This window comes from Rathayibacter sp. AY1H3, assembly GCF_002932015.1.
Window position 1 is genome coordinate 1 of the sequence record NZ_PSUU01000006.1, and the last position, 18372, is coordinate 18372.

An 18372-nucleotide genomic window follows, 5' to 3' on the forward strand; every position below is an offset into this window, starting at 1 on the left:
TCGATCAGGTCGAGCGCGCCCGCGTCGAGCACCACCGGGACTCCCGAGTGCAGCTGCTCGATCAGGGTGCGCCGCTCCTCGTCGCTGCGGTCCTCGGCGCTGGTGCCGGAGCCGACGAGCCAGGCCTGCACGCGTCCCACCGCGGTCACGACCTCCGGCCGCCGGGCGAGCACCAGTCCCGCGGGCCGCTCCGGTCCGAGGTAGCGGACCATGCCGACTCCCGTCCGCACCGCCGCCTCGACGCCGAGCACCGCCGCTCCCGGGTACCGCTCCGACCCGGTCGCGATCCCCAGCACCCCGCGCGTGTACTTGTCGTCGTCCTCCCGCGGCACCCTGATGCTCCGCGCCGCCTCCGCCGTCCCGACCCGCTCACCCATCCCGCCACCCTACGTCGCCCTGCGACGGAGCCGCCCGGTGCCGCCGCTGCCGCACTGGTGCCGGCGCAGCGCACTGGTGCCGGCGCAGCGCACTGGTGCCGGCGCAGCGCACTGGTGCCGGCGCAGCCGCACCCCTCTCCCCTTTCTCCAGGGGGGCGCGGGTGCTGGAGGGGCAGTCGCTGGGCGGAGGAGGAAGCGGTACCGGCGGTACCGCGCCCGACGACAACGCCGCGAACGCCCCCTCCAGCACCCGCGGGCGCGGGCCGAGGAGGGGTCGGATGCAAGGCGGAGGAGGAAGCGATACCGGCGGTACCGCGCCCGACGACAACGCCGCCTCCAGCACCCGCGGGCGCGGGCCGCGGAGGGGTCGGATGCAAGGCGGAGGAGGAAGCGATACCGGCGGTATCGCGCCCGACGACAACGCCGCAGACGGCCCCTCCGCGGCCCGCGCCTAGCGGCGGGTGGCGTCGTCGACTTCGCCGACGAGCTCCTCGATGATGTCCTCGAGGAACAGCACTCCGGTGGCGCGGCCCTGCTCGTCGAACGCCCGGGCGAGGTGGGCGCCGGTGCGCCGCATGATCGCGAGGGCGTCCTCGAGGTCGGTGGCCTCGAAGATCGAGGCGAGCTGGCGGATGCGCTTGGCGGGGACGGGGAGGCGGAACTTGGCGCCCTCCGTGTCGCCGTCGAGGTCGAGGACGTCCTTGAGGTGGATGTAGCCCTCGGGGGTGCCGTCCTCGCCGAGGATCACGTAGCGCGAGAAGCCGTGCTTGGCGACGGCGCGCTCGACGTCGGCGGGGGTCGCTCCGTTGGGGAGGCTGACGATCCCGTCGAGGGGCAGGGCGACGTCGTGGACCTTCTTCTCGGTGAACTCGAACGCGGCGAGGAGGGTCCCGGTCGAGTCGCGGAGCGTGCCCTCGCGGGTGGACTGGTCGACGATCGTCTGCACCTCCTCGAGCGTGAAGGTGCTGTTCGCCTCGTCCTTGGGCTCCACCTTGAAGAGGCGGAGCACTCCGTTCGAGACCGCGTTGAGGGCGACGATGATCGGGCGGAGGACCCGGGCGATGGCGACGAGCGGCGGCGCCAGGAGGAGCACGGCGCGGTCGGGCATCGAGAACGAGATGTTCTTGGGGACCATCTCGCCGAGCACCACGTGCAGGAACGACACGATCAGCAGCGTGATGACGAAGGCGACGGTGCCGGAGAGCTCGTCGGGGATGCCGACGGCGTGCAGCGGCACCTCGAGCAGGTGGTGGATCGCCGGCTCGCTCACGTTGAGGATCAGCAGCGAGCAGACGGTGATGCCCAGCTGCGTGGTCGCGAGCATCAGTGTGGCGTGCTCCATCGCGGCGAGCGCGGTGATCGCGCTGCGGCGTCCGCTCTCCGCGAGGGGCTCGATCTGGGAGCGGCGCGCGGAGATGACCGCGAACTCCGCTCCGACGAAGAAGGCGTTCGCGGCGAGGAGCACCACGAGCCAGGCGATTCCGGCCCAGTCACTCATCGTCGGACTCCTTCCGTCCGCGGTGTCCGCGGGCGACGTCGGCGAGCGGGTCGGGGATCCCGTCGGGATCCGCGTCGGGGTCGGGCGTGAAGCGGAGGCGGTCGATGCGGCGGCCGTCCAGGCGCTCGACGCGCAGAGATCCGCCCTCGACGTCGACCCGGTCGCCGACGGCGGGGAGGCGGCCGAGCTCGCTCATCACGAATCCGGCGACCGTCTCGTAGGGCCCCTCCTCGGGGATGTGCACGCCGGCGCGGTCGAGGACCTCGTCGGGGCGGAGCATGCCGGGGAAGGTGGTGGAGCCGGGGAGCTTGACGACGTCGGCCCGGGAGCGGTCGTGCTCGTCGGCGACCTCGCCGACCAGCTCCTCGACCAGGTCCTCGAGCGTGGCGACGCCCGCCGTCCCGCCGTACTCGTCGACGACGACCGCGAGCTGGAAGCCGCGTCCGCGCAGCTCCGTGAGCAGCACGTCGAGCTTCATGGTCTCGGGGACGCGGAGCGGCTCGGAGCGCAGCGCCGTGACCGGCACGTCGGACCTCTTGCCGCGGGGCACGGCGACGGCCTGCTTGACGTGCACGACTCCGACGATGTCGTCGATGTCGTCGTCCGTGATCGGGAAGCGCGAGAACCCGGTGGTTCGGGCGAGGTCGAGCACGTCCTGCGCGGTGCTCGCGCGCTCGACCGTCGACAGGCGCAGGCGCGGCGTCATCACGTCGCCCGCGGTGAGGGCGGAGAAGCGGAGGGTGCGCCCGAGCAGGTCGGCCGTGTCCTCCTCGAGCAGTCCGGCGCTGGCGGAGTGGCGCACGAGGCTCGAGAGCTCCTCGGCGCTGCGGGCGCCCGAGAGCTCCTCCTTCGGCTCGATGCCGACCAGGCGCAGCAGGGCGTTCGCACTGCCGTTCAGCAGGGCGACGGCCGGGCGGAACACCGTCGTGAACGCGGTCTGCAGCGGCACGACGAGCTTCGCGGTCGCCCGCGGCAGAGCGAGGGCGAAGTTCTTGGGGACCAGCTCGCCGAGGATCATCGACAGCAGGGTCGCGATGACGATGGCGACCACCGTCATGACCGGCGCGAGCGCCTCCTCCGGGATGCCGAATCCGCTGAACGGCTCCTGGAGCAGCGTCGAGAGGGCGGGCTCCATCGTGTAGCCGGTGAGCAGCGTCGTGAGGGTGATGCCCAGCTGCGCGCTCGAGAGGTGCGTGGAGGTGACGCGCAGGGCCGCGATGGTCATGCCCAGGCGCGTCTCGCCGCGGTCGCGACGGGCTTCGAGATCGGCCCGGTCGAGGTTCACCAGCGCGAACTCGCTGGCGACGAAGACGCCGGTGCCCAGGGTCAGCAGCAGGCCGACGCCGAGGAGGAGCCACTCAGTTCCCACGGTGGTCGCCCCCGGTCACGAGAGGGAGGTGCGAGGAGGGCCGGACGGGGCGGGCCGGCGGAGCGGCGGACCGTGAGCGGCGAGCGGGAGTCCGAGGAGCACTGCAGTGAGCGGAACAGGCCGGATGCGCAGAGGGAGGGTCGTCCATTGTGGCGCCGAGTCTACCCGCCGCGGAGCGCCGCCGGGCGTGCTCCGATGCCGCGGCTCAGAGCCACTTCTTCCGCTTGAACACCGCGTAGAGCGCGAAGCCGAACAGCACCATCAGGCCCAGCGCCCAGGGGTAGCCGAGGCGCCAGTGCAGCTCCGGCATGTCGTCGAAGTTCATCCCGTAGATGCCGGCCACGAGGGTCGGGGCGAAGAGGATCGCCGCCCACGAGGAGATCTTGCGGACCACGTCGTTCTGGGCGAGCCCGGTCTCGGTCTGCCGGCGCGAGACGAGCGTCGAGTGCACCGTGAGCGCCTTGTCGAGGATCGCGCGCAGGGAGTCGACCGCCTCCGTCACGCGGATGGTGTGGTCGAGCACGTCGCGGAGGGAGCGGCGCAGCTCGATCCGCTCCGGCGAGGGCGAGGGCTCCCCCTCCACGGGCGTCGACTCCTGCAGCAGCTCGTGCAGCAGGGCGGTCAGCGGCTGCACCGAGCGCTGGAAGTGGATGACCTCGCGCGAGAGCCGGTAGATGCGCTCGGAGAGCCCGTCGTCGGAGTCGTCGCCGAAGAGCTGGTCCTCGATCTCGTCCACGTCGCCCTGGACGCCGAACACCACCGGCGCGTACTCGTCGACGACCTGGTCGAGGATCGCGTAGAGCACCGCTTCGGGCCCGCGGGCGAGGAGGGCCGGATCCTCCTCCAGGCGGCGGCGCACGCGGGCGAGGTCCGGGGAGTCGGCGTGCCGGATGGTGACCACGAAATCGGGGCCGACGAAGACGTGCAGCTCGCCGAAGACGACCGTCTCGGCGGCGTCCGCGTAGCGCGCCGGCCGCAGCACGACGAAGAGCCCGTCGTCGTAGCGCTCGAGCTTGGCCCGCTGGTGCCCGCTGAGCGCGTCCTCGACGGCGAGCGGGTGCAGCCCGAACTCCTCGGCGACCGCCTCGACCTCCTCGCGCGTCGGGCGGTAGAGGCCGATCCAGGCCATGCCGTGCTCGTCGCGCATCAGCTCGAAGGTGTCCTCGAGCGAGTCGGGGTTCCGGATGCGGCGGCCGTCGACGTACACGGCGTTGTCGACGATGGTCATGGGCTCGGTTCTAGCACGCGGCGCCCGCTCACCAGCTGACCGGCAGCGCCTTGCCCTCCTCGTAGCCCGCGGCCGACTGCAGGCCCACGTGCGCCCGCTCGTGGAAGTCGGCCACGCTCCGGGCGCCGGCGTAGGTGAAGGACGAGCGGACCCCCGAGGTGATCATGTCGAGCAGGTCCTCGACCGAGGGCCGCAACGGGTCGAGGTAGATGGTGGAGGAGGAGATGCCCTCGGCGAAGAGGCGCTTGCGGGCGAGCTCGTAGGCGTCGAGGCGGTCGAAGCGCTCCTGCACCGCCTTGGCCGAGGCCATGCCCCAGCTCTCCTTGTAGACCCGGCCGGCCGCGTCGCTGCGCAGCTCCCCCGGCGCCTCGATCGTGCCGGCGAACCAGGAGCCGATCATCACGGAGGCGGCGCCCGCGGCCAGCGCGAGGGCGACGTCGCGCGGGTAGCGCACCCCGCCGTCCGCCCAGACGTGGGCGCCCAGCTCGTGCGCGCGCTCGGCCGTCTCGAGGACGGCCGAGAACTGCGGGCGGCCGACCGCGGTCATCATCCGGGTGGTGCACATCGCGCCGGGGCCGACGCCGACCTTGAGGATGTCCGCTCCCGCGTCGACGAGGTCGTGCACCGCGTCGGCCGTGACGACGTTGCCCGACGCGATCGGCACTCCGAGATCGAGCGCGGAGACCGTCCGGAGCGCCCGGAGCATCCCCTCCTGGTGGCCGTGCGCGGTGTCGAGGACGAGGACGTCGACGCCCGCGGAGACGAGCGCGCGCGCCTTCGCCTCGACGTCGCCGTTGATGCCGATCGCCGCCGCGACGCGCAGACGCCCGTCCGCGTCGAGCGCCGGGTCGTAGACGGTGGAGCGGAGGGCGCCGGTGCGCGACAGCGTGCCGACCAGGGCGCCGTGGTGCAGCACCGGGGCGAAGTCGAGGTCGGCGGCCACCATGAGGTCGAAGGCGGCCCGCGCGGTGGGCACGTCGTCGGCGTCGATCGAGGGCGTGGCGGAGTGCACCAGGTCGCCCAGACGCGCGTCCGGCAGCGCGGTCGCCAGACGCGAGGCCGGGACGCAGCCGAGGATCGCGCCGCCCTCCTCCTGCACCACGAAGCCGTGGCCGGCGACGGCCGGCAGGATGCGCAGCGCCTCCTCCACGGTCGTCGCCGGCGAGGCGGTGAGGGCGCCGGAGAAGGCGACCGGCTGGCGCTTCACCCAGCGGATCGCGGCGTCCAGCGCCTGCAGGGGCATGTCCTGCGGGAGGACGCCGAGCCCGCCCCGGCGCGCGAGCGTCGCTGCGAGGCGCTGACCGGTGACCGAGTTCATGTTGGAGGAGACGACGGGGATCGTCGCCCCGGTGCCGTCGCCCGGGGCGAGCGAGACGTCGAGGCGGCTCGTCACCGACGAGCGGCCGGGGACGAGGAAGACGTCCGAGTAGGTGAGGTCGCCTGAGGGTGTTCCGCCGGAGAAACGCATGGGGGAAACGCTACTCCGGCGCGGCCCCGGGTCGGCCGTGCAGGGAACGGGGCTAGGCTGGGCGACCGGGACGGGACCAGGCGACGGCACCGGTTCCCGCTGGTGCGAGGACGACCTCCTCCGCCGCGGTGGCAGGCGCCGAGGGATGCGACGGGCCCGTCCGGATGATCGAGGACGAATCAACGGAGAGAGTGGGCGATCGGCTGTGTCGAGCCAGTTGACCGGAGCAGGAACAGAGCAGGGCGCGGAGGACTTCGGAGCCAACGAGTGGCTCGTGGAGGAGCTGTACGAGCAGTACAGCGCCGACCGCGCCTCGGTGGACGAGTCCTGGTGGCCCATCCTGGAGCGCTACGGCGCCCAGCTCGCGAACTCCGGCAAGGACGCTCCGGCTCCGGCTCCCGCCGCGGCCCCCGCGCCCGCCGCCTCGAAGCCCGCCGCTGCCGCCGAGCGCGTCTCGTCGAGCGGCGGAGGCGCCGTGACCCATCCCGCCGCGGCCTCCTCCTCCGAGTCGACCCCCGCCTCCCGCACCACGTCGAAGCAGCCGAAGGCGCAGCCGATCCCGGCCGACGCTCCGGTGAGCAAGCCCTCCGCCGAGGACTCCACGCCGGACGAGGACGTCGTCACCCCGCTCCGCGGCATGGCGAAGAGCCTCGCGACCAACATGGACGCCAGCCTCAGCATCCCCACCGCGACGAGCGTCCGCACGATCCCGGCGAAGCTGATGATCGACAACCGCATCGTCATCAACAACCACCTGCGCCGCACCCGCGGCGGCAAGGTCTCGTTCACGCACCTGATCGGCTGGGCGCTCATCCGCGCGCTCAAGGACTTCCCGAGCCAGAACGTGTTCTACGACGAGGTCGACGGCAAGCCCGCGGTCGTCGCCCCGGCGCACGTCAACCTCGGCATCGCGATCGACATGCCCAAGCCCGACGGCACGCGCGCCCTGCTCGTGCCGAGCATCAAGCGCGCCGACACGCTCAGCTTCACGGCCTACCTCTCGGCCTACGAGGACCTGGTCAAGCGCGCGCGCGGCAACAAGCTCGTCGCCGGCGACTTCGCGGGCACCACGCTCTCGCTGACGAACCCCGGCGGCATCGGCACGGTCCACTCCGTCCCCCGCCTGATGAAGGGCCAGGGGTGCATCATCGGAGCCGGCGCCCTCGAGTACCCGGCGGAGTTCCAGGGCGCGTCCGAGAAGACGCTGGTCGAGCTGGGCATCGGCAAGACCATCACCCTGACCTCGACCTACGACCACCGCGTCATCCAGGGCGCCGGCTCGGGCGAGTTCCTCAAGATCGTGCACGAGCTCCTGCTCGGCGGCCGCGGCTTCTACGAGGACATCTTCGCCGCGCTTCGCATCCCCTACGACCCGATCCACTGGTCCACGGACATCGCCGTCGACCTCGCCGAGCGCGTCTCCAAGACCGCCCGCGTGCAGGAGCTCATCAACTCGTTCCGCGTCCGCGGGCATCTGATGGCCGACGTCGACCCGCTGGAGTACGTGCAGCGCTCGCACCCCGACCTCGCCATCGAGAGCCACGGCCTCACCTTCTGGGACCTCGACCGCGAGTTCGTCACGGACGGCTTCGGCGGCAAGCGCCAGCTCAAGCTGCGCGACATCCTCGGGATCCTCCGCGACTCGTACTGCCGCACCGTCGGCGTCGAGTACATGCACATCCAGGACCCGGAGCAGCGCGCCTGGATGCAGCAGAAGCTCGAGCGCGGCTACGAGAAGCCGGGCCACGACGAGCAGCTGCGCATCCTGGGCAAGCTCAACGAGGCCGAGGCCTTCGAGACCTTCCTGCAGACCAAGTACGTGGGCCAGAAGCGCTTCTCGCTCGAGGGCGGGGAGTCGCTCATCGCGTTGCTCGACGCCGTCCTGCAGGGCGCGGCCGACGAGCACCTCGACGAGGTCGCGATCGGCATGGCCCACCGCGGCCGCCTGAACGTGCTGACCAACATCGCCGGCAAGACCTACGGCCAGATCTTCCGCGAGTTCGAGGGCACCCAGGACCCGCGCACGGTCCAGGGCTCCGGAGACGTGAAGTACCACCTCGGCACCGAGGGCACCTTCCGCGGCGCGGCGGGCGAGGAGATCCCGGTCTACCTGGCGGCGAACCCCTCGCACCTCGAGGCCGTGAACGGCGTGCTCGAGGGCATCGTCCGCGCCAAGCAGGACCGCAAGCCCATCGGCACCTTCACCACGCTGCCGATCCTCGTCCACGGCGACGCCGCGATGGCGGGCCAGGGCGTGGTGGTCGAGACCCTGCAGATGTCGCAGCTGCGCGCGTACCGCACCGGCGGCACGATCCACATCAACATCAACAACCAGGTCGGGTTCACAACTCCCCCTCACGAGGCCCGCACCTCGATCTACTCGACCGACGGCGCGAAGACGATCCAGGCGCCGATCTTCCACGTGAACGGCGACGACCCCGAGGCGGTCGTCCACGTCGGGCAGCTCGCGTTCGAGTACCGCCAGCGGTTCCACCGCGACGTGGTCATCGACCTGATCTGCTACCGCCGGCGCGGGCACAACGAGGGCGACGACCCCTCGATGACCCAGCCGCTGATGTACAGCCTGATCGAGGCCAAGCGCTCGGTCCGCAAGCTGTACACCGAGGCGCTCGTCGGCCGCGGCGACATCACCGAGGAGGAGTACGACCGCGCCCACCAGGACTTCCAGGACCGTCTGGAGCGCGCGTTCGCCGAGACCCACGCCGCGCAGACCGGCGCGATCCCCGTGATCACCGCCGACGGCGACTCCGTGGCCGACCTCGAGCTGCCCGACGCGCAGCAGGGCGAGGACTACCCGGGCGAGCCCGAGGTCACCGGCGTGAAGACCGAGGTCGTCACCCGCATCGGCGACGCGTTCACGACGCCGCCCGAGGGCTTCACCGTGCACCCCAAGCTCCAGCAGCTGCTGGCGAAGCGCCAGGAGATGAGCCGCTCCGGCTCCATCGACTGGGCCTTCGGCGAGCTGCTCGCGCTCGGCTCGCTGCTGCTCGAGGACACCCCGGTGCGCCTCGTCGGCCAGGACACGCGCCGCGGGACCTTCGTCCAGCGCCACGCTGTCCTCCACGACCGCGAGAACGGCCAGGAGTGGCTGCCGCTGATGAACCTGTCCGAGCAGCAGGCCCGGCTCTGGATCTACGACTCGCTGCTCTCGGAGTACGCGGCGATGGCGTTCGAGTACGGCTACTCGGTGGAGCGGCCCGACTCGCTCGTGCTGTGGGAGGCGCAGTTCGGCGACTTCGCGAACGGCGCCCAGATCGTGATCGATGAGTTCATCTCCTCGGCCGAGCAGAAGTGGGGCCAGCGCTCGTCGCTCGTGCTCCTGCTCCCGCACGGCTACGAGGGCCAGGGCCCCGACCACTCGTCGGCGCGGATCGAGCGCTACCTGCAGATGTGCGCGGAGCGGAACATGACCGTCGCGCGCCCGTCGACGCCGGCGTCCTACTTCCACCTGCTGCGCCGCCAGGCCTACTCCCGGCCCCGCCGACCGCTGATCGTCTTCACCCCGAAGGCGATGCTGCGTCTACGCGGAGCCTCGAGCCCGGTCGAGGACTTCACCTCGGGCCGCTTCCAGCCGGTGATCGACGACGCGCGGATCCAGGACGCCTCGGCCGTGAAGCGCGTCCTGCTCCACGCCGGCAAGGTCCACTACGACCTCAAGGCGGAGCTCGAGAAGAAGCCCGACGACGGCATCGCGCTGGTCCGGGTCGAGCAGTACTACCCGGCGCCGATCGAGGAGCTGCGCGGCATCGCCGAGCGCTACCCGGACGCGGAGCTCGTCTGGGTGCAGGACGAGCCCGAGAACCAGGGCGCCTGGCCGTTCATGGCCCTCGAGGTCGCTCCGAAGCTGGGCCGGTCCATGCGCGTGGTCTCGCGGCCGTCCGCGGCCTCCCCCGCGGCCGGCTCGGCCAAGCGGCACGCCTCCGAGCAGGCCGACCTGCTGTCGCGGGCGCTCACCCGCTGACCCGCGGTCCGCACGACGCGGTCGGGCCCGTCGGAACCTCGTGTTCCGGCGGGCCCGTCGCGTTGCGGGCGGACCGTGCCTGACCGCAGGCCCGCAGAGACCGGCAGGAGCGCGCGCGACGTGCGGGTGCCGCGGCGCCCGGAGGCCGCCGGACACGACGGAGCCCCGGCCCCTCGAGGGCCCGCGGTGCGCGGGAGGTCTCGAACGGCCGGGGCTCCCCGGGTCGTGCGGCGCCTAGAGGCGGGCGGACGCCTGCGAGTGCGCGGCGTGCTCGTCGCGGAGCATGCCGAGCACCTGGGCGCGGAGGTCCTCCGGCGCCGTCTCCTTGCACGCCCGCTGCACGGCGACCGTCAGCACCACGCCGACCTTCGCCTCATCGGCGCAGTCGACGCATCCCGCCATGTGCTCGCGGATGTCGGCGGCGTCCTCCTTGCACAGCTCGTTGTGGAGGTACTCCTCGAGCTCGGCCTTCGCCTTCGTGCAGCCGCTGTCGGTCATTTCGTGCTCCCGGAAGTGAATGCGGCGCGGAATCCGCGCTCGCGTGCGTAGTCGGTGAGTCGTTCGCGCAGCATGCGCCGGCCGCGGTGCAGCCGGCTCATGACGGTCCCGACGGGGGTCTTCATGATGTCCGCGATCTCCTGGTAGGAGAAGCCTTCGACATCGGCGAAGTAGACGGCGAGCCGGAAGTCCTCCGGGATCGCCTGGAGCGCCTCCTTCACCGCGGTGTCGGGGAGGTGGTCGATCGCCTCCGCCTCGGCCGAGCGGCTGGAGGTGGCCGTGGTCGACTCGGCGCCGCCCAGCTGCCAGTCCTCGAGCTCGTCGATCGCGCTCTGGTAGGGCTCGCGCTGCTTCTTGCGGTACGAGTTGATGAACGTGTTCGTGAGGATGCGGTAGAGCCAGGCCTTCAGGTTGGTGCCCTGCTCGAACTGGCGGAACGCGCCGAACGCCTTCGCGAACGTCTCCTGCACGAGGTCCTGCGCGTCGGAGGGGTTCTTCGTCATCCGCAGACCGGCCGCGTAGAGCTGGTCGATGAAGGGCAGCGCCTGCTGCTCGAAGAGGGAGCGGAGATCGACGGGAGCCTCGACCGGGGCGTCGTCCAGCGACTCCTCGACGGTCTCCACGATCGTCTGCTCCGCGTCGGCGGGCTCGGGAGCCTCGTCGGCGGGGGTGGTGCGGGGTTCGTCGTCGCGAGTCATCACGAGCGATTCTAGAGCGGCGGCGCGGCGGACGACCGGGGTTGCGGCACGAGGGCGCCTCCGGGCGACGGGCCTGCTGCTCCGGAGGACCGGGGGTGCTGCCGTCATGCTCCGCCTCCGTCACGCTCCTGACGACGCCCTGCGCGCCGACTATTCTGACAACCGATGGTCTTCTCGCGTTATTCCGCCCCCGAGTTCGATCCGTACGGCGACGCCCGTGCGCTCCCCGGCGACGACGCCTGGCCCGCACCCCTCGCGGCCGGCGCTCTCGACGCCGAGGTCGGCCTGCCCGGCTCCAAGTCGCTGACCAACCGGGAGCTGGTGCTCGCCGCTCTGGCGGACGGACCCTCCACGCTGCGGGCGCCGCTGCACTCCCGCGACAGCGCCCTGATGATCGAGGCGCTGCGCTCGCTCGGCACCACGATCCGGGAGTCCGGCTCGACCGGCGGCTTCGGCGCCGACCTGGTCGTGGAGCCCGCGGAGGAGCTGCTCGGCTCGACGACGATCGACTGCGGGCTCGCGGGCACCGTGATGCGCTTCGTCCCGCCGCTGGCCGGCCTCGCGCTCGGCCCCACCACCTTCGACGGCGACGCGTACGCGGCGAAGCGGCCGATGGGGGCGACGATCGCCTCCCTCCGCGCGCTCGGCGTCGACGTCGCCGACGACGGCCGCGGCGCGCTCCCCTTCACCGTCCACGGCTCCGGGGCCGTCCGGGGCGGCGACGTCGTCGTCGACGCCTCGCGGTCGAGCCAGTTCGTCTCGGCGCTCCTGCTGGCCGGCGCCCGCTTCGAGGAGGGACTGCACCTGCGCCATGAGGGCAGCGCCGTCCCCTCCCGGCCCCACATCGACATGACCGTCGCCGCACTGGCGGCACGGGGCGTCGAGGTCGGCACGCCCGCCGACGGCGAGTGGACCGTCGCGCCGCAGCCCATCGCCGGCGCCGACGTGCTGATCGAGCCCGACCTCTCGAACGCCGCGCCGTTCCTCGCTGCGGCCCTCGTCACGGGCGGCCGCGTCCGGCTTCGCCACTGGCCGGCCGTCACCACGCAGGTCGGGGCGCACCTCGAGCGGATCCTGCCGCTGTTCGGCGCCCGCGTCGAGCGCGACGGCGAGGACCTCGTGGTCACCGGCGGCGACAAGATCCTGGGCGTGGACCTCGACCTGTCGGAGGGAGGCGAGCTCGCCCCCGCCCTCGCCGCCCTCGCCGCGCTGGCCTCCACTCCCAGCACCCTGACCGGGATCGGCCACATCCGCCACCACGAGACGGACCGCCTCGCCGCCCTCGCCGCCGAGATCACCGGCCTCGGCGGCCGGGTCACGGAGCTCGAGGACGGTCTGCGCATCGAGCCCGCCGAGCTCCACGGCGGCCGCTGGCGCACCTACTCCGACCACCGCATGGCCCACGCCGGCGCTCTGATCGGCCTCGTGGTCCCCGGCGTGGTGATCGAGGACGTTGCGACGACAGCGAAGACCCTCCCGCAGTTCCCGGAGCTGTGGACGACCCTCGCCGGATCGGTCTGACCCGTGTCGTGGTGGACGGACAGCGGCCTCGACGCCGACGGTGCTCTCGACGACTTCGACGGGTACGACGAGTCGGACGCGCGGGTTCGCCCGAACCCGAAGGGCACGAAGCCCCGGACCAAGAACAGGCCCGCCTACGAGGACGCCGAGATCGCGATGGTGCTCGGCGTCGACCGGGGTCGCTACACGGTGATGATCGGCGACGGGACGCCCGAGGAGCACGAGTTCACGGCGGCCCGGGCCCGCGAGCTGCGGCGCCAGGCGATCGTGGCCGGCGACCGCGTCGACGTGGTCGGGGACTCCAGCGGCGACGAGGGGACGCTCGCCCGCATCGTCCGCATCCGCGAGCGGTCGACCCTCCTCCGCCGCAGCGCCGACGACACCGACGCGATCGAGCGCGTGATCGTCGCCAACGCCGACCAGATGCTCTGCGTGGTGGCCGCCGCCGACCCCGAGCCCCGGACCCGGCTGGTCGACCGCTACCTGGTCGCCGCCTTCGACGCCGGGATCACTCCGATGCTCTGCATCACCAAGACCGACCTCGCGGACCCGGCCCCGTTCCTCCGCAACTTCGAGGGGCTCGACCTCCGCGTGTTCCTCTCGAGCCAGGACGAGCCGCCGGTCGACGAGATCGCCGACGCCCTCCTCGGCCACGAGACCGTGGTCGTCGGGCACTCCGGAGTCGGCAAGTCCACCCTCGTGAACAAGCTCGTCCCGGACGCGCACCGGGCCATCGGGCGCGTGAACACCGTGACGGGCCGCGGTCGGCACACCTCGTCCTCCACCGTCTCGCTCCGCGTGGAGCGCGGCGACCGGCACGGCTGGGTCATCGACACCCCCGGCGTCCGCTCGTTCGGACTCGGCCACGTGAACACCGACAACATCCTCGGCGCGTTCACGACCCTCGCCGTGATCGCCCGGGACTGCCCGCGCGGCTGCACGCACCTGCCCGACTCCCCCGACTGCGCCATCATCGAGGCGGTCGAGGGCGGACTGCTGGGCGCCAGCGGACCGGAGCGCCTCGACTCGCTCCAGCGCCTCCTGACCACCTTCGCCACGACCGACGGAAGCAGACGATGACCGACCTCTCCCCCCTCCCCGCCGAGGCGCGCCTCGCCGCCGGCGACTCCGCTCCGGAGTTCACGCTGCCGAACCAGGACGGCGAGCCCGTCTCGCTCGCGGACTACCGCGGACGGCGCGTCATCCTGTTCTTCTACCCCGAGGCCGACACCCCCGGCTGCACCACGGAGGCCTGCGACTTCCGCGACAACGCGGCGTCCCTCCGCGACTCCGGCTACGAGGTCCTCGGGATCTCGCGGGACGCCCCGGAGGCGCTGCGCCGCTGGGCCGACGCCCAGGGCATCGCGTACCCGCTGCTGAGCGACCCCGACATGACCGTGCACCGCGCGTACGCGGTGTGGGGCGAGAAGAGCCTCTACGGCAAGACCGTCGTCGGCGTGCTGCGCTCGACGTTCGTCGTCGGAGCCGAGGGAGCGCTCGAGTTCGCGCAGTACGGCGTCCGGGCGACCGGGCACGTGCAGGCGCTCCGCAAGAAGCTGAAGCTCGTCTGACCCCGGGGCGCGCGGTGCAGGTCATCGTGCGCCACCGGCTCTCGGGGTTCCGCTCATCTGCGAGCATCTCTCATGTCGACGTGAGCGGCACCGCCCGGTGCCCCGTCGGGACGAGGGGTGGTCAGGGTGCGCTCGAATGCTCGCAGGACGACGGCCGCAGCGGCGATCGCGGTCGTGGCAGCTGTACTGGCGGGCTGCACGCCACCGGAGCCGGCGCTCACCGCCGCCAGGGTGATGCAGGCGGTGTCCGTCGCCGTCTCGTCCGACGGGGGTGTCCGTGCGATCGAGGGGACGGCCCTCGCCGTCGGCGACGACCCGTCCGACACCTCGGCGACCACCACCGTCTACGATCCCCCCGAGGTCGCCGCCGACCTGCCGGTCCGTGTCCGGCCCTCGTGGCGCACCGCCGACGCCTCGGGCACCGATCCGGCCGACCTCGCCGGGCGCTCGGGTCGGATCGAGATCTCGCTCGCGGTGGAGAACCTGACGGTCCGGCCCGAGGAGGTCGCGTTCGACGCGGCCGGTCGTGCAGCCCGCCGCAGTGCACTCGTCGGCGCTCCGCTGACGATCGCAGCCTCCGCGGTCCTGCCGGGCGTCTCGCCGAGTCGCGTCGTCACCGAGAGCGAGTCGGGTGCCGTCACCAACGGCGTGCTCAGCCGTGACGAGCACGGAGACGCCGTCGTGCAGTGGGCCGCTCTCCTCGCTCCCCCGGGCGGTGGCGCGACGGCGACGCTGACCCTCGTCGCCGACGTCGCCGACTTCGCCGTCCCCGCCTTCGACCTGGCGGTCCAGCCCGGCCTGAGCACCGACCCGACCACCGAGGGGGCGCTGGGCGCCGCGTTCGACTCCTCCGACGCCTCTCCGCTCGCCCTCGAGCGCCGCACGATCGAGGTCGTCACCGCGGTGGACGACCTGCTGACGCAGGCCGGCACCACCGTCGCCGAGGTGCGGGCCTCGCTCGACGCGACCTCCGAGACTCTCGGTGTCCGCACGGCCGAGGAGCTGCGGGCCGGCGCCGCCTCGACGGCGGCCTCGATGCAGAGCCTCTCCGGGCAGCTCGGCGCGCTCCGGGCGCAGCTGTCGTCGACGGTCTCGGGCACCGAGTCCGGCCTGCTGGCGCAGCTGTCCGAGGCGATCGACGCGGTGGACGCCCTGCTGGGCGACACATCGGCCGCGGTGCCGCCGCCGACGGTCTCGGGCAGCGGATGCGGACTCGCCGTCGACGGCGGCCGCACCGGCTCGATCCACTCGGAGCTGCTACGGCTCACGGCCGAGCTCGACGCGTACGGGACCGCGGCCGAGTCCTGCCGCGACGAGGTCGTCGCGGCTCTCCGTGCTGCCGCGGGGCCGGCACAGCCCTCCGCCGAGACCTGCACGGCACCCTCGATGACATGCTCCCTCGCCGCCTCCGCAGCCGCCGTCGACACCGTGCTGCTCGGGATGCTCGATCGCGGGCAGGACCTCGTCGACTCCCTGCAGCCGGAGCTGATGGACGGCGTGCAGGCCGGGTTCGCCGCCCTCGCGAGCAGGGTGGACGCCGCGTCGGCCTCGGTGGACACCCTGGCCGACCCGGAGGGATCCGTCACCCGGGCGCTCGCCGCCCTGTCGGCGACGCTGGACGAGCTCGACGCGGACACCGCGGGCCTGGAGACGACGGTCGCCTCGGTCGGCGCCGCCGCCACGACCGCCCTGGACGAGCTCGGCACGCCGACCAGCACGGGGTCGCTGTCGGCGCAGAACCAGGAGCTGGCCGATCGGCTCTGCGAGCTGTCGCCGGCGACACAGTCCCCTGCTGCCGCACCCACGCCGACCGGGCGCCCGACGCGCGCACCCGTGGAGGTGACCCGGGGCTCCGTCGAGGAGCTCCGCGCCTACCTGACCGCGACGCCCTGCTCCGGCGCGGGCCGCCTCGACGCTCCCGACGGCTATCCGGCCCCCCTGGCCGACCGGCTGAGCGACCAGGTCCACGCGTGGACCGCCGTCGCCTCCACCGTCGGCAGCACCGGCGCGAGTGCCGACCTCGCCGCCCTGCGCGCCGCGCTCGCCACGATCCGCAGCGGCATGGCCGAGGCCGGCGCGACGGCCGGCTCGGACGACGCACGCCTCACCGGCCTGCTCGCCTCCCTCCGCACCGGCGTCGACGCGCTGACCGCTCAGCGCGACGCCCTCGGCACCCGCATCGACGCTCTCGGCGCCCAGCAGGACGCTCTCGCACCGGCGATCCAGAAGGCGTTCGCCGAGACGGACACGGCCGCCGCCTCCGCGGTCACCGCACTCCTCGACGAGCAGGTGCGGCGGATCTCGACGCGCTCCGGCGCCGACGCCGACGCGGTCGTCGCGATGTTCGACCGGTCGGTCTCGAGCCTACGCACGGCCTCCTCCGGCATCCGCTCCGACGGTGCAGCGACGGTGGACGCCGGGCACCGGGCTCTCCGCACCGCGGAGGCCCGGATCGGCGGGGCCGTCTCCGAGCGGACGCGCGCCTCCCTGGCCGGCATCGCGACGACGATCGACGCCTCGACCCGCGACACCGACGCGGCCGCCGCGCTCCTCGCCGCCGATCTGCACAAGGTGCTCCTGGACCTCGGCGACCGGACGGTCGGCGGCTCCGGCCTGCTCGGATCGATGACCACGAGTGCCGCGAAGGTCGGCACCGCCGACGTGCAGCTCGCCCTCGCCTCGCAGAGCGCACGGGGCTACGCCGCGGTGCGATCCGAGGACGTCTCGGGCATCCTGCTGGCGCAGGCCCAGGAGCGGGCCTCCCTCCGCGCCGGGGATGAGCTTCCCGCGTTCCACCTCGACCTGCCCGAGGGCACGCGGACCCGGACGGTCTACTCCTTCCGGATCGGGGACGAGCGATGACCCGCCTGGGCAGGCGCGCGGCGCAGCACCCCCGCACCGCCCGACGGAGCCCGATGCTGATCGGCGGCGCCGTCGCCCTCCTCGGCGTCAGCGGTGCCCTCGTCTCCCTCCTGCCCCCGCAGTCCGCCCCGATGACGGAGGTCGCCGCTCTCCCGGTCGGCTTCTCGTGCGCCCGGGTGCCCGAGCAGCTGACGCTCGGGGTGGTGGTCTCGCTCAGCTCGGCTCCGGGCGAGGGCGCGGAGTGGAAGGACGCGGCGAACGGTGCCGTCGTCGCAGCGCACCGGTCAGCGATGGGCGACTGCGAGATCGGTCTCGTCGCCGTCGACGACCACGGGACGCCCGAGGGTGCCCGCGCCGCCGTCGAGGAGCTGACGGGCCAGGGCGTGTCCGGCCTCGTCCTCGCGACCTACGGCATGCACACCGCTGCGGCCGTGGACGCCGCTCGGGCAGCGGGGACAGCGGCCGTCCTCCCGTACGGAGGCGACCCCGCCCTGCCCGGCGACGGCGTCTGGTCCCTCGGACCCGACACCGCCTCGACCGACGCGGCACTCGTGGAGGAGGCCGGCGGCGGCGCCCGGGTACTCCTCGTCGACACCGGTGGAGGCACCCCGACCGGTCTCTCGCCCGCCGCGACGGTGACCGCCGATCCCGGCGCCACCGCGGACGTGATCATCACCGCCGCCCGCCCGCACCTCGAGGGCGAGCCGGCGGTCGAGCGCGTCGTCGTGTCCGGCCCCGCCGCGGCGCAGGCGACGGCGGTCGCCGCTCTGCAGGCGGCGGGGGCGTCCGTCCCGATCCTGCTCACGCCCGACGCGCTGAGCCCCGCCTTCGCTCCCGCCCTGGCCGCGGCCGGAGGCACCCTCTCGGGAGATCTGACGACGATCGGCACGGATTCCGGCGACGCGGTCGCCCTCCGCGGCGACGAGCGCGGACGCGCGGCCTCCGCGTTCCTGGGGGCCGTGCGGATGACCGCCGACGATGCCGCGCGGGCGACCCTCCTCGGCGACCGTTCGTTCCGCGATCTCGCCGCGGTCGCGGACGCCCCCAGCCACGACGCCGTCGTGGCGCTCGTGCGAGCCGCGGCCGTCGCAGGCAGCAGGGAACCCTCGGCGGTCGCCGCCGCACTCCGGGGATCCACGATCGGACCGACGGACGGGCTCGCCGGTCCGCCGCTCGACTTCGGCGCCGCGCACGCTCTGGACGCCCCGGCACTCCCCCTCCACTCCTCGCCGCAGCGTCTCGGCCTGCGGCCCGCCGACCCGCCGCTGCTCTGGTTCGCCGGACAGCCCCGACCGTGAGC

Annotated in this window: 13 protein-coding genes; 6 read left to right on the plus strand and 7 right to left on the minus strand. The window is 73.2% G+C overall.

Going from position 1 to position 18372, the window contains the following annotated elements; all coding sequences use genetic code 11:
- From C5C33_RS04000 to C5C33_RS04020, 5 genes are all read right to left on the minus strand, one after another.
- A partial coding sequence (locus C5C33_RS04000; RefSeq protein ID WP_308471169.1) for an NAD(P)H-hydrate dehydratase occupies window positions 1-377 on the minus strand: 377 nt, incomplete at its 3' end.
- A 451-nt stretch (window positions 378-828) separates the two neighbouring features.
- Window positions 829-1875 (minus strand): hemolysin family protein, encoded by a 1047-nt coding sequence (locus C5C33_RS04005; RefSeq protein WP_104260476.1) that lies wholly within the window; start codon window positions 1873-1875, stop codon window positions 829-831.
- Window positions 1868-3244, minus strand: coding sequence for a hemolysin family protein (locus C5C33_RS04010; RefSeq protein WP_104224112.1), 1377 nt, complete (start codon window positions 3242-3244; stop codon window positions 1868-1870). The genes C5C33_RS04005 and C5C33_RS04010 overlap by 8 nt, the downstream gene beginning before the upstream one ends.
- A gap of 205 nt (window positions 3245-3449) precedes the next feature.
- Window positions 3450-4472: a magnesium/cobalt transporter CorA gene (corA, locus tag C5C33_RS04015; RefSeq protein ID WP_104224113.1), complete on the minus strand. Its 1023-nt coding sequence runs from the start codon at window positions 4470-4472 to the stop codon at window positions 3450-3452.
- 28 nt (window positions 4473-4500) lie between these two features.
- Entirely contained in the window at window positions 4501-5940 is a 1440-nt protein-coding gene (locus C5C33_RS04020) for a GuaB1 family IMP dehydrogenase-related protein (RefSeq protein ID WP_104260477.1), read from the minus strand.
- A 205-nt stretch (window positions 5941-6145) separates the two neighbouring features.
- On the opposite strand from C5C33_RS04020, the gene C5C33_RS04025 reads away from it, so the two are divergent.
- Window positions 6146-9922, plus strand: a complete 3777-nt coding sequence (locus C5C33_RS04025; protein ID WP_181068290.1) for a multifunctional oxoglutarate decarboxylase/oxoglutarate dehydrogenase thiamine pyrophosphate-binding subunit/dihydrolipoyllysine-residue succinyltransferase subunit — start codon at window positions 6146-6148, stop codon at window positions 9920-9922.
- Window positions 9923-10156: 234 nt separating this feature from the next.
- Here C5C33_RS04025 and C5C33_RS04030 read toward each other — a convergent pair whose 3' ends face one another.
- Window positions 10157-10420: a zf-HC2 domain-containing protein gene (locus tag C5C33_RS04030; protein WP_104260478.1), complete on the minus strand. Its 264-nt coding sequence runs from the start codon at window positions 10418-10420 to the stop codon at window positions 10157-10159.
- Window positions 10417-11118, minus strand: coding sequence for a sigma-70 family RNA polymerase sigma factor (locus C5C33_RS04035; protein ID WP_104224117.1), 702 nt, complete (start codon window positions 11116-11118; stop codon window positions 10417-10419). The genes C5C33_RS04030 and C5C33_RS04035 overlap by 4 nt, the downstream gene beginning before the upstream one ends.
- Before the next feature lie 165 nt (window positions 11119-11283).
- Between C5C33_RS04035 and aroA the strand changes: the two genes are divergently transcribed.
- From aroA to C5C33_RS04060, 5 genes are all read left to right on the plus strand, one after another.
- Window positions 11284-12639, plus strand: a complete 1356-nt coding sequence (aroA, locus tag C5C33_RS04040; protein WP_104260479.1) for a 3-phosphoshikimate 1-carboxyvinyltransferase — start codon at window positions 11284-11286, stop codon at window positions 12637-12639.
- Window positions 12640-12642: 3 nt separating this feature from the next.
- Window positions 12643-13719 carry a ribosome small subunit-dependent GTPase A gene (gene rsgA / locus C5C33_RS04045; protein ID WP_104224119.1) on the plus strand — a complete coding sequence of 359 codons (1077 nt, stop codon included), beginning with the start codon at window positions 12643-12645 and terminating at the stop codon, window positions 13717-13719.
- Window positions 13716-14210, plus strand: a complete 495-nt coding sequence (gene bcp, locus C5C33_RS04050) for a thioredoxin-dependent thiol peroxidase (protein WP_104232788.1) — start codon at window positions 13716-13718, stop codon at window positions 14208-14210. Before rsgA ends, bcp begins: the two co-directional genes overlap by 4 nt.
- A 174-nt stretch (window positions 14211-14384) precedes the next feature.
- Window positions 14385-17072, plus strand: a complete 2688-nt coding sequence (locus tag C5C33_RS04055; protein WP_146085744.1) for a hypothetical protein — start codon at window positions 14385-14387, stop codon at window positions 17070-17072.
- Entirely contained in the window at window positions 17069-18370 is a 1302-nt protein-coding gene (locus tag C5C33_RS04060; RefSeq protein WP_146085745.1) for a hypothetical protein, read from the plus strand. Before C5C33_RS04055 ends, C5C33_RS04060 begins: the two co-directional genes overlap by 4 nt.
- The last annotated feature ends 2 nt before the right edge of the window (window positions 18371-18372 follow it).

What these genes read in the sequence shown, in the direction of transcription:
- C5C33_RS04005 (WP_104260476.1), bottom strand. Translation starts at nt 1,875, where the DNA reads ATGAGTGACTGGGCCGGAATCGCCTGGCTCGTGGTGCTCCTCGCCGCG.
- C5C33_RS04030 (WP_104260478.1), bottom strand. Translation starts at nt 10,420, where the DNA reads ATGACCGACAGCGGCTGCACGAAGGCGAAGGCCGAGCTCGAGGAGTAC.
- C5C33_RS04035 (WP_104224117.1), bottom strand. Translation starts at nt 11,118, where the DNA reads ATGACTCGCGACGACGAACCCCGCACCACCCCCGCCGACGAGGCTCCC.
- C5C33_RS04060 (WP_146085745.1), top strand. Translation starts at nt 17,069, where the DNA reads ATGACCCGCCTGGGCAGGCGCGCGGCGCAGCACCCCCGCACCGCCCGA.
- corA (WP_104224113.1), bottom strand. Translation starts at nt 4,472, where the DNA reads ATGACCATCGTCGACAACGCCGTGTACGTCGACGGCCGCCGCATCCGG.
- bcp (WP_104232788.1), top strand. Translation starts at nt 13,716, where the DNA reads ATGACCGACCTCTCCCCCCTCCCCGCCGAGGCGCGCCTCGCCGCCGGC.
- C5C33_RS04020 (WP_104260477.1), bottom strand. Translation starts at nt 5,940, where the DNA reads ATGCGTTTCTCCGGCGGAACACCCTCAGGCGACCTCACCTACTCGGAC.
- aroA (WP_104260479.1), top strand. Translation starts at nt 11,284, where the DNA reads ATGGTCTTCTCGCGTTATTCCGCCCCCGAGTTCGATCCGTACGGCGAC.